Here is a 9841-nt window from a genome sequence, read left to right on the forward strand (position 1 = left end):
GAAAAAAAAGACGTGTTCGATACGTCCTTTTCAAACCGTTTAAAAGGCCGTCTGAAATTTCAATTTTCAGACGGCCTTTGCTGTTTTTTAAAGCTTTACATCATGAGGGCGTTTAGTTTTGGGGCTGACGTAGATTAGCCCCTTGTTTAAAGCGAAGTCAGAAAAGTCAGAAATCCCAATATCACGCCGACTGCGTTGGGTATAATCAGAATCCAGTCTTTCCGGGGTTCTTTGCTCCAACCGTACAAAACCCAAATCAGACAGGATACTGCTGCAAACAGGGGTTGCCACGGCTGCGCCTTTGCCCCTTGCATATTGGCGATAATTTGGGGGATATAGGCGACAAATACGAAAATACCTATTGCCGCTCCTATGCTGCCGACAACGGTATTGAATTTTGCTTTGCTTATCATGCTGGTAAGTCTCCTTTTAATATGAAAATCGAGGCGGTAGATAATATGGGCAGGCTGACTCAGCCGAGGGAACAGCCGCAGCCGCAATGATGTTCGTGGCCTTGGCCATGTTCGTCCGAATCTTCGGCAAGCAGGGCTTCGTAGTCGCCGCTTTCAATCAGGCTGACCAGTTCTGCCGGACTTTCCGCGCCTTCTACCTAGTCGCAGGATAAATAACTCTATTCTACCGCAAAATATGTATGTCATCATCCATCATTTGGCCTTGGCTGCCGATGAGGTTTTCGAGGGCTCTGTCGAGCTGGACGAAAGCTATTTCGGCGGACAGCGTAAAGGCAGACGTGGTCGAGGTGCGGCAGGAAAAGTGGTTGTCTTCGGCATTCTGAAACGCAACGGACGGGTCTATACCGTTGTGGTGGATAATGCCAAGTCTGAAACGTTATTCCCTGTCATCAAAAAGAAAATCATGCCGGACAGCATTGTTTACACGGATAGCCTGAGCAGCTATGATAAGTTGGACGTGAGCGGTTTTATCCATTACCGCATCAACCATTCCAAGGAATTTGTCGACCGTCAGAACCACATTAACGGCATTGAGAATTTTTGGAATCAGGCAAAACGTTTCTTGCGAAAATACAACGGAATCGATCGCAAATCTTTCCCGCTGTTCTTGAAAGAATGCGAATTTCGATTTAACTTCGGCACACCGTCTCAACAGCTTAAAATCCTGCGAGATTGGTGTGGAATTTAGGGCTAATCTACGTCAGCCCCTTAGTTTTTGATGACGTTTACGGCGTAATGGGCAGTAGTGTTACGGCGGGCTTGGGCGCGCATCATATAGACCTGCACTTTATATTTGCCCGATTGGGTAGCGATACCGTCAAATTTATCGCCTTGTGCCGAACCGTTAAATACGGCTTCATCGTCTTTGGGTGCCCATACGTTGAAATAGGCGTTAGGGCTGCCGGTTTTACTGATGCGCAGGCGGTCGCCCTTGCGTACGGAGAACAAATGCTCGGCGGTTTGATAGCCGGTGATTTTGCCGGAAAAACGCTGCTTGGTTTGTTTGTGTGCCGAAGCTGGTTTTGAAGCTTCCGCTTTAGGCGTGGCGGCATTTGAATAAGTGGTAAACAGTAAGGGAAGGGCGGCTAACAAGAGAAATTTTTTTCATGGGTTGGGTCTCCGAATGTGGGGCGCCAATATGGCACTCATTTTGATAACCCATCAGTATGTTCATATTTTTATAAAGCCAAAGCCGAATAGGGCAATATTCATTTTTTCAATCAGGCCGTCTGAAAACAAATATTATTCAGACGGCCTTTTCTGATAATATAACAACGAATTATTCCTTTCGGAGCCGTTATGACCTTCCCGCCACTCAAATCTCCCCTGAAATTTTACGCCGTTGTTCCCACTGCTGACTGGGTCGAGCGCATGGTCAAAGCAGGTGCCGACACGGTGCAACTGCGCTGTAAAATCCTGCATGGCGACGAGTTGAAACGCGAAATCGAACGTTGCGTCGTAGCCTGTCAAAACAGTGCAACCCAGCTTTTCATCAACGACCACTGGCGCGAAGCGATTGCCGCAGGTGCATACGGCGTGCATCTCGGGCAGGAAGACATGGACACTGCCGACCTAGCCGCGATTGAAGCTGCCGGTTTGCGCTTGGGCTTGAGTACGCACTCTGTTGCCGAACTCGATCGCGCCTTGTCCGTACAACCTAGCTACGTCGCCAGCGGTGCGATTTTCCCGACCACGACCAAGCAAATGCCGACCGCCCCGCAAGGTTTGGACAAACTGCGCGAATACGTCAGACAGGCACGCGGCACGCCCGTCGTCGCCATCGGCGGCATCGATTTGAACAACGCCGAAGATGTGCTTGCCACCGGCGTTTCCTCACTTGCCGTCGTCCGCGCCGTGACCGAAGCGGAAAATCCCGAAGCGGTGGTTAAAGCGTTTCAGGCTTTGTGGGATGAATAAGGCCGTCTGAAAATAAGAAGTCTGACAAGAGGAGCAAACATCATGAAGATTATATTGAACAATGAAACCATCACATTAAACGGCACAACCGTTGCCGACCTTATCGCCCAAACTTCGCCGCCAAAACCGTTTGCCGTTGCCGTCAATACCCAGTTTGTCGCCAAAGGCACGTATGCGGAAACGGTTTTGAACGAAAACGATAAAGTGGACATTGTGCGCCCTGTGGTCGGCGGATAAGCGATTTGCAATCAACAGGTCGGGTATTTGCGCCCGACTTTTGCCTGTTTGAATATCGGGCAGGGTTGCCCGATTGCCCCATGCTTAAAATCTAAAAAACAATACAAAGGAATTCATCATGTTTACCCTATACGGAGAAACTTTCCCTTCACGGCTGCTGCTCGGTACGGCTGCTTATCCGACGCCGGAAATCCTCAAGCAGTCTGTCCAAATCGCGCGACCGGCGATGATTACCGTTTCATTGCGCCGTGCCGGTAGCGGCGGCGAAGCGCACGGGCAGGGTTTTTGGTCATTGTTGGAAGAAATGGGCGTGCCTGTATTGCCCAATACCGCAGGTTGCCAAAGTGTGCAGGAAGCCGTGACTACTGCGCAAATGGCACGCGAAGTGTTTGATACCGATTGGATCAAGCTTGAACTTATCGGCGATGATGACACGTTGCAGCCCGATGTGTTCCAGCTTGTCGAAGCGGCGGAAATTCTGATTAAAGACGGCTTCAAAGTGCTGCCTTATTGCACTGAAGACCTGATTGCCTGCCGCCGCCTGCTTGACGCAGGCTGTCAGGCGTTGATGCCGTGGGCGGCGCCGATTGGCACGGGTTTGGGCGCGGTTCATGCTTATGCGCTGAAAGTCTTGCGCGAACGCCTGCCCGACACGCCGCTGATTATCGACGCAGGCTTGGGTTTGCCTTCGCAGGCGGCGCAAGTGATGGAATGGGGTTTTGACGGCGTGTTGCTGAATACCGCCGTTTCCCGCAGCGGCGATCCGGTCAATATGGCACGCGCTTTTGCGCTTGCGGTTGAGTCGGGCCGTCTGGCTTATGAGGCGGAACCTGTGGAAGCGCGTGAGAAAGCGCGCGCCAGTACGCCGACAGTGGGCCAGCCTTTCTGGCATTCGGCGGAATATTGATAAACATTAGGGCGTGTCGAACACGCCCTTTTTTATTGGTGAAAAACCTGATTTCAGCTTGAACAGAATGTTCAGACGGCCTTGGCCAAAAGCTGTTTCAATGGCTTTAAGATTTGCCATGCCTGCGCTTTGAGTTGCGGCTGCATCAGTAGGCGGGCAGGGTGGGGAATGACGAAATGCGGCCGCTCTGCGCACAATTCGTTCATCAGTCCGATCATGTCGGGGCTGTCGAAGATTTTGCCGAGGAACAATACTGCGCGCGCTTGCGAAGCGGTCAGCTCGTTTTGCATTTCGGCAAGCTCGGCGCGGATGTGTTCGGCATCGGGCAGGGCGGTAAATACGGGTGCGGTTTTGACCCATGCGGTTTTGTGCGCCTGATCGGGCTTGAGGCCGATGGCGGCGAGGATGTTGTCGAGAAGCGTGCCGACGTCGCCGCTAAACAGCGTACTGTGCAGGCTGTCTTCGGTGGACGGGCAAATGCTGATTACCATGATTTCAGACGGCCTGATGGTTACGTCAAGACGGGGCAGATTGTCTGAATGCGCGGCTTTTTCTGTTTTTGCCGGTGTTTCGACAATGGTTTTGGGTGCCGCTTCGGGAACGCGGACAGCAGGTTTGGCCGTTTGCGCAGTGGCAATGGCGGCAGTGCGTGCCTGATGGGCACCTGCGGATAAAGTGCGCACGGCTTGCGCGGTATCGGCAACAATGGTTTTTGGGCGGACGGGCGCGGCTGCGGCTTGAGGCGCAGCATGGATGATTTTGGCGTTTCGGTTCAGCCACATTGGGCCCAAGCCCAAGGCTTCGTGCAGGTGCAGGTAGCGGCTGCTTAACATGATTTCTCCATCAATACGGCATCTTCGCTGCCACCGTCGGGCAGGGCGTAGTAGTTTTTGCGGCGGCCGCAGGTTTGGAAGCCGTGTTTGCGGTAGAGCTGTTGCGCGGTTTCATTGCTTGCGCGGACTTCGAGCAGCAATCGGGTTGCGCCTTGCTGTTGCACTGCGTTTTGCCAGTGTTGCAGCAGGGCGGACGCAATGCCTTGGCGGCGGTATTCGGGCGCGACGGCAATCAGGTGCAGCTCGGATTCGTCAAATACGGTTTGCCACACGATAAAGCCGGTAATTTGGTGGTCGGTCTGGCTGAGCCAAACGCTGTCGGGATGGTGTTGAACAGCTGATTCAAACTGCTGCGCCGTCCACGACGAAGGATTGCCTTGTGCGTCGATGGCGGCAAGGGTGGGGCAGTCGGCAAGTACGGCTGGACGCAGGTTCACGGTTTGGCCTTTTGTTGGGCTTGCTCTTGCGCGGTCAGGGCAATTTTGTTGCGGACGTAGAGCAGCTCGGCGTGTGCCGCGTCAGTAGCAACATAGCGGCCGCTGCGGGCAAGTTTAAGATAGTCGGTGGCGGTCGGCATATCGGCTTGACCGTCAAAAGGCGGTTTGTCGGCGAGGGCAAAGGCGTTACCGATGCCGCCGCTAGGCGTTTTGCCTTCGGGCGCGGTAATGGCGGCGGCTTTGCCAACCGTGTAATCGCTCAAGCGGACGTGGTTTTGCGTATCAAACCATGCGTAGAACACTTCGCCCATGCGCGCATCGGTGGCCGCCAGTACGCAACTGGATGGCGGCAGCAGCGAAGCGGCGGCATCGAGGCAGGGAATGCCGATCATGGGCGTGTCAAATGGCGTGGCCAAACCTTGTGCAACCGCCGCGCCGATACGCAGGCCGGTAAATGCGCCGGGGCCTTGTGCATAAACGATGCGGCCCAAATCGGCGGCAGTAATGCCCGCTTCTTTGAAGAGGCGTTCGATTTGCGGCAGGATTTGTTCGGATTGCTTGGTGCCGACGTTTTCGTGAAACAGGCGGATTTCGCCTTGATGTTCCAATGCGATGGACAGAAAGGATGTGCTGGTGTCGATGGCAAGAGTCGGGCGGTTGTCGGTTGGCATGGTGTTATTTTTTAGAAGGATATGGGTTGCCATTATAGTGGAACGGCGAGGGGGAACAAAGCACTCGGGCGGCGCTTGGGTAAAAATGCCGTTTGCTGCAAAGCTATTCGATAAGTGAACCAAGGTTTCAGGCCGTCTGAAAATATTTCAGACGGCCTTGTTTTATTGGTTGAGTTTCAATAAAGGCGAACCTGCTTTTTCAACGGCGCGGCAGTAGGCTTCATGCGCTTCGATGCGTTGCAAATAAGCGCAGATATTGGGGTAGTCGGCGAAATCGAAGCGGTCGGCTGCGGCTTGCAGCGGATAGCTCATCATGATGTCGGCACCGCTGAGGCTGTTGCCGACCAACCATTTGCGGTTTTCCAATTCGCTGTTGATGTGGGCAAGATGCAGCGCGGCTTGCGGATGGATAAAGCTGCTTTTGACGCTGCCGCTGATTTTGCGGGCAATCGGTTTGACGAAAAACGGCATGGGCGCGCTTTCAATCCGGCGGAACACCATTCCGAGCAGCAATAACGGCATCAGCGAACCTTCGGCGTAATGCAGCCAGCGTTGATATTGCCAGTATTCGCGGCTGCCGCGTTCGGGCATCAGACGGCCGTTGCCGTAGGTTTGAATCAGATAGTCGGTAATCGCGCCGCTTTCCGCCAAGATAAAGCCGTCATCGTCCAATAAAGGCGATTTGCCCAAGGGATGGATGGCTTTGAGTTCGTCAGAGGCGAGCAAAGTGTCGGGATGACGGCGGTAGGTTTGCAGGTGGTAGGGCGTACCGAGGATTTCAAGCAGCCAAACAATGCGCAGGGCGCGGGATTGGTCTAGCGAATGCAGGGTAATCATGAGGGGCTTTAAATATCGGTTTGTTTGAGGCCGTCTATGCTGATTTGGCAGGCATCGGCGTATTTTTGCAGGGTTTTGGCCGGTAGTTTGGCGAACACTTCGGGACGGAAATGCCGGCGCAGCTGCCATTTCCATACGCCTGCCGCCATGGCCAAGCCGGTTTCATCATAACGGCAGCGGAACATATGGTAGTACAGCGGCGAATATTCGCCTTTTTCGACGGCTTCGCGCGCGGCCTGCGTTTGGGTATCGAGTTCGTACACCGCCATTTCGGTGGCGTAGGCTTCGTCCTGCCAACCGTTGCTGGTGGCCGCTTCGTAGTGGCCGTCGCGGGTGCCGTAGATGACTTTACGGTGGCCGTGGTAGCTGGCGCTGTTGTCTTGAGGGATGTCGTCAATCTTCATTCAGACGGCCTTTACTGCTTCCAAGAGCATGAAACATGTTGAAAAACGGCCGCTTTCCGGAACGTAACACAGGATTTTTTGGCCGTGTTCGATGGGGAAAGTGCGCAAAAATTCTTCAAGGATGATGTAAATCGAGGCTGAACCCGTGTTGCCCTTGCTGTGCAGATTGGTAAACCATTTTTCCTGCGGAATGTCGAAGCCGATATTTTTCAGGCCGTCTGAAAGGCGGTCGCGGAAAAAGTCGGAAGAGTAGTGTGGCAGGAACCAATCGATTTCTTCGGCGCGGATGCCGTGTTTGGCGGCGATTTGGGAGAGGGGTTTTTCCACTGTATAGCGGACGATATTTTCGTTCAGCAGTTTGACGTCTTGTTTGACCGCCATCAGGCTGTGGCGGCGGCCGTAATCGGCATCGGCGTGTTTCCAGCCTTCAAATACGCCGTCGCGGAATTCTGCGCCGGCATACATGCAGGGCGGCATTTCGTTGGCGTAGGAAAGCAGGTCTATCCAATGGATTTTCAGGCTGAGGCCGTCTGAATTGGGGCGGTCGGACAGATACACCGCGCCTGCGCCGTCAGACAGCATCCAGCGCAAAAAGTCTTTTTCAAACCCGATTTCGGGGGAAGCGTTTTCCAGTTTTTTATGGTCGGTTTCGCGTTGGAACACTTCGCCGCGCATGACCGCCGAGGCGTTTTCGGAAGCAACGGAAACTGCATGTGCGTGTTCGCCGGTGCGCACAGCGTTGTAGGCGTGTTTCATCGCCGCCATACCTGCCGCGCATACGCCCGCCATGCTGAACACTTCGCAAGGCGGCATATCCAGCAAACCATGCACCATCACGCCGTGTCCGGGCATGGTTTGGTCGGGATAGGAAGTGGCGCACGCTAGGCTGCCGATGGCTTCTGCAGGAACGCCTTGGGCAAATAAGCCATTGACTGCTTCGGCAGCCAACTCGGCATTGGTATGCGTCGTGCGGCGGCTTTCGGGGTCGATGGCGTAATGGCGCGACAAAATGCCGTTGGAACGCAAAATCATACGGCGCACGCGTGATGGTACATCGCCTGCCATGCCGAGGACGGCTTCCATTTCGTCATTGCCGACGGGGGTATTGGGCAAGAAGGCAGAAACGCGGTTGAGATAAACGTCTTTGAGTGTGTTATTCGATGTCATGATGTGGTTGTCAAAATAATCAACCGATAAACCGTGCCGCGTAGTCGCAGCTTGCAGTCAACGGGATGTGGTGTGTTTCGGCGTATTCCATCAGCGCGCTCACCAGCAGTTTGGCAATGCCGCGATGACGGAAGTTGGGCGAGACCTCGGTATGGTTTATGTCCCAGCCGCCGTTGTGTTCGGTATAGCTGATGTAGCCTGCTTCCAAACCGTCAATATCGATTTGAAAGCGACGGCGTTTGGGGTAGTGGATAACTTCGGGCATGGAGTGCTTTCTGTATTTGAGGCCGTCTGAAAAGCAAGACTGTCGTCGGCCGTTGCTGCAAAACATTTTGGTCGTTTTCAGACGGCCTCTGCCAACGTCGGTGCGGCTTCCGGCGTCAAGCCTTAATCGCTTTGGCGAGTGCCGAAGCTGTCAGCATCTGCGTGCCGAACCAGCCCCAATAAATGCGGTGGTGCTTGATTTTGCCGCCTTCCAGTCGCATCACTTCCAAAATATCCACCTGATCGCCGTCGGGCGTCTGGCGCGGGTATTCCCACACCAGCGTATCGCCCGCAACGAAATAGCGGCCGTCCCGATACCAGCGCACCAAATCGTTGGGACGGCGGCGCGTACCTTCCTGTAAAAAACGCAGGATTTCGGCCTTGCCGCACAGGATGCCGCTGTCGGTATTCATAATCGCGGGCACCAGCGGGCTTTCAAATACGGCGTCGTCGGCATACAGCGCAATCAGCGCGTCGGTGTCGCGGTTTTTGGCATATTCGTGCCAGTCGCGGTAAATGCGTTCAAAATCGTCCATATACAGTCTCCTTACAGGTTGCCGCCCGCAATCCGATTTATCCGCCGGAAGGTTGGCCGTAATAATCCGCCAGTTTTTTCAGACGGCCTTTGAGCAGCGGATGCAGCAGTTTTTTCAAAATCACGCTGACAGGTAAAACCACCAAAATCATCGCCAATAAAAATACGATGTAAAAGCACAACAAGGCACGGCGCAAGAGCGGAGAAATACGGCCTGCCGCCATCAAAAGCTTGCCCCAGACGAAGAAGCTGCGACCGGCGGCGCGTTCGCTGAAAATCAGTTTTTCATTGACTGTCACTGCGCCCATGTTTTGAAACAGGGTGTCGTCCAAAGGTTGTTGGTTCAATAGTGTATCGCGCAATTTCGTACCAAACCGCGCCGCATCCGCCAATTCTTCTTCAGCAATGCCGGCGGAGGGCAGGGAGCGGAAATAGCGCTTGTCGCCGGTCAGCATCCATGCGGGCGTGGTAATGAAACTTGCCGCGCTGTTGCAGGCATCGATTTTTACGATGTTGCCGATGAGTTTGGCGCCGTTTTGTTTCAGCAAAGATTTCATTTTTTCCTGAGCGCCCAGCCACATATTGCGGCAGCCGATAAGCGTGATGACCGGTTTGCCGTCCAGCAGCCGGCGCGTTTCTTCGCGTTGCAAAAAGGCGGTCATCGGTTGCGAAGGAGAGAGGAACCAAACGGTGTAGGCAATGACCACCACATCGTAATCTTCGGATGGAGTTTGCGGCGGCAGAATCGGGGCGGGTTTTAAATGGACGGTTTCAGGAAAGGTATCGAAAAAACGCCAAAACGGCCACGGAAACGGAAATGCCTGCTCCGGTACGATATTGACGCAATCGACCTGTACGCCGGCTGTTTGCAACGGCGCGGCAAAATTTCGCGCTAGGCTGGAGAGCTGCCCCGTTTGCGAGTAATGCACAATCAGCACTTTTTTCATTATCTTCCCTGCAATGAGTAAGTTATGGTTGGTTTGGACGGTATTATATAGTAAACCGACCGGCCTTGAACTTTATTCATATTCAGAGACCTTTGCAAAAAAGCCCTTCCCCCGACAGCCGAAACCTAAACAAAGGTTTTCGGCTATTTCCCTCCCCAAATCACTCCTAATTCTACCCAAATGCCCCCTTAATCCTCCCCGGACGCCCCATA

At 53.8% G+C, this 9841-nt stretch carries 14 protein-coding genes and 1 pseudogene; 4 read left to right on the forward strand and 11 right to left on the reverse strand.

Going from position 1 to position 9841, the window contains the following annotated elements; genetic code table 11:
• Window positions 1-146: 146 nt before the first annotated feature.
• Window positions 147-413, reverse strand: coding sequence for a SemiSWEET family transporter (locus ACTHTQ_RS10160; protein ID WP_004518970.1), 267 nt, complete (start codon window positions 411-413; stop codon window positions 147-149).
• A gap of 218 nt (window positions 414-631) precedes the next feature.
• Between ACTHTQ_RS10160 and ACTHTQ_RS10165 the strand changes: the two are divergent.
• Window positions 632-1161: pseudogene (locus tag ACTHTQ_RS10165) on the forward strand (IS1595 family transposase); the annotation flags it as partial.
• Window positions 1162-1181: 20 nt separating this feature from the next.
• Here ACTHTQ_RS10165 and ACTHTQ_RS10170 read toward each other — a convergent pair.
• Window positions 1182-1565 (reverse strand): hypothetical protein, encoded by a 384-nt coding sequence (locus ACTHTQ_RS10170; RefSeq protein ID WP_004518967.1) that lies wholly within the window; start codon window positions 1563-1565, stop codon window positions 1182-1184.
• A gap of 207 nt (window positions 1566-1772) precedes the next feature.
• Here ACTHTQ_RS10170 and thiE point away from each other — a divergent pair, with 207 nt between their 5' ends.
• From thiE to ACTHTQ_RS10185, 3 genes are all read left to right on the forward strand, one after another.
• Window positions 1773-2390, forward strand: a complete 618-nt coding sequence (thiE, locus tag ACTHTQ_RS10175) for a thiamine phosphate synthase (RefSeq protein ID WP_049329750.1) — start codon at window positions 1773-1775, stop codon at window positions 2388-2390.
• Between the two features lie 42 nt (window positions 2391-2432).
• Window positions 2433-2627 (forward strand): sulfur carrier protein ThiS, encoded by a 195-nt coding sequence (thiS, locus tag ACTHTQ_RS10180; RefSeq protein WP_049351218.1) that lies wholly within the window; start codon window positions 2433-2435, stop codon window positions 2625-2627.
• A gap of 118 nt (window positions 2628-2745) precedes the next feature.
• Window positions 2746-3534, forward strand: a complete 789-nt coding sequence (locus ACTHTQ_RS10185) for a thiazole synthase (protein WP_063076800.1) — start codon at window positions 2746-2748, stop codon at window positions 3532-3534.
• A gap of 71 nt (window positions 3535-3605) precedes the next feature.
• Here ACTHTQ_RS10185 and ACTHTQ_RS10190 read toward each other — a convergent pair whose 3' ends face one another.
• The 9 genes from ACTHTQ_RS10190 to ACTHTQ_RS10230 form a co-directional block, all read right to left on the reverse strand.
• Window positions 3606-4367, reverse strand: coding sequence for a uracil-DNA glycosylase family protein (locus ACTHTQ_RS10190; RefSeq protein WP_440363841.1), 762 nt, complete (start codon window positions 4365-4367; stop codon window positions 3606-3608).
• Window positions 4361-4804, reverse strand: a complete 444-nt coding sequence (rimI, locus tag ACTHTQ_RS10195; protein ID WP_440363842.1) for a ribosomal protein S18-alanine N-acetyltransferase — start codon at window positions 4802-4804, stop codon at window positions 4361-4363. The genes ACTHTQ_RS10190 and rimI overlap by 7 nt, the downstream gene beginning before the upstream one ends.
• Window positions 4801-5475 (reverse strand): tRNA (adenosine(37)-N6)-threonylcarbamoyltransferase complex dimerization subunit type 1 TsaB, encoded by a 675-nt coding sequence (tsaB, locus tag ACTHTQ_RS10200; protein WP_440363843.1) that lies wholly within the window; start codon window positions 5473-5475, stop codon window positions 4801-4803. The genes rimI and tsaB overlap by 4 nt, the downstream gene beginning before the upstream one ends.
• A gap of 162 nt (window positions 5476-5637) precedes the next feature.
• Window positions 5638-6312: a glutathione S-transferase family protein gene (locus tag ACTHTQ_RS10205; protein WP_440363844.1), complete on the reverse strand. Its 675-nt coding sequence runs from the start codon at window positions 6310-6312 to the stop codon at window positions 5638-5640.
• An 8-nt stretch (window positions 6313-6320) separates the two neighbouring features.
• The gene (locus ACTHTQ_RS10210; protein WP_440363845.1) at window positions 6321-6716 is read right to left on the reverse strand and encodes a hypothetical protein; all 396 of its coding nucleotides are present in this window, start codon (window positions 6714-6716) and stop codon (window positions 6321-6323) included.
• Window positions 6717-7883: a beta-ketoacyl-ACP synthase III gene (locus ACTHTQ_RS10215; RefSeq protein ID WP_440363846.1), complete on the reverse strand. Its 1167-nt coding sequence runs from the start codon at window positions 7881-7883 to the stop codon at window positions 6717-6719.
• Window positions 7884-7902: 19 nt separating this feature from the next.
• Window positions 7903-8148, reverse strand: coding sequence for a GNAT family N-acetyltransferase (locus tag ACTHTQ_RS10220; protein WP_440363847.1), 246 nt, complete (start codon window positions 8146-8148; stop codon window positions 7903-7905).
• Window positions 8149-8263: 115 nt separating this feature from the next.
• Entirely contained in the window at window positions 8264-8683 is a 420-nt protein-coding gene (locus ACTHTQ_RS10225) for a nuclear transport factor 2 family protein (protein ID WP_049329759.1), read from the reverse strand.
• A 37-nt stretch (window positions 8684-8720) separates the two neighbouring features.
• Window positions 8721-9629, reverse strand: coding sequence for a dialkylrecorsinol condensing enzyme (locus ACTHTQ_RS10230; protein WP_440363848.1), 909 nt, complete (start codon window positions 9627-9629; stop codon window positions 8721-8723).
• Window positions 9630-9841: the final 212 nt, after the last annotated feature.

The sequence above is a fragment of the Neisseria sp. P0020.S003 genome (assembly GCF_051957095.1).
In the GTDB taxonomy this organism is placed as follows: domain Bacteria; phylum Pseudomonadota; class Gammaproteobacteria; order Burkholderiales; family Neisseriaceae; genus Neisseria; species Neisseria subflava.

What these genes read in the sequence shown, in the direction of transcription:
- ACTHTQ_RS10185 (WP_063076800.1), top strand. Translation starts at nt 2,746, where the DNA reads ATGTTTACCCTATACGGAGAAACTTTCCCTTCACGGCTGCTGCTCGGT.
- ACTHTQ_RS10215 (WP_440363846.1), bottom strand. Translation starts at nt 7,883, where the DNA reads ATGACATCGAATAACACACTCAAAGACGTTTATCTCAACCGCGTTTCT.
- thiS (WP_049351218.1), top strand. Translation starts at nt 2,433, where the DNA reads ATGAAGATTATATTGAACAATGAAACCATCACATTAAACGGCACAACC.
- tsaB (WP_440363843.1), bottom strand. Translation starts at nt 5,475, where the DNA reads ATGCCAACCGACAACCGCCCGACTCTTGCCATCGACACCAGCACATCC.
- ACTHTQ_RS10230 (WP_440363848.1), bottom strand. Translation starts at nt 9,629, where the DNA reads ATGAAAAAAGTGCTGATTGTGCATTACTCGCAAACGGGGCAGCTCTCC.
- ACTHTQ_RS10205 (WP_440363844.1), bottom strand. Translation starts at nt 6,312, where the DNA reads ATGATTACCCTGCATTCGCTAGACCAATCCCGCGCCCTGCGCATTGTT.
- ACTHTQ_RS10190 (WP_440363841.1), bottom strand. Translation starts at nt 4,367, where the DNA reads ATGTTAAGCAGCCGCTACCTGCACCTGCACGAAGCCTTGGGCTTGGGC.
- ACTHTQ_RS10225 (WP_049329759.1), bottom strand. Translation starts at nt 8,683, where the DNA reads ATGGACGATTTTGAACGCATTTACCGCGACTGGCACGAATATGCCAAA.
- thiE (WP_049329750.1), top strand. Translation starts at nt 1,773, where the DNA reads ATGACCTTCCCGCCACTCAAATCTCCCCTGAAATTTTACGCCGTTGTT.
- ACTHTQ_RS10160 (WP_004518970.1), bottom strand. Translation starts at nt 413, where the DNA reads ATGATAAGCAAAGCAAAATTCAATACCGTTGTCGGCAGCATAGGAGCG.
- ACTHTQ_RS10220 (WP_440363847.1), bottom strand. Translation starts at nt 8,148, where the DNA reads ATGCCCGAAGTTATCCACTACCCCAAACGCCGTCGCTTTCAAATCGAT.
- ACTHTQ_RS10210 (WP_440363845.1), bottom strand. Translation starts at nt 6,716, where the DNA reads ATGAAGATTGACGACATCCCTCAAGACAACAGCGCCAGCTACCACGGC.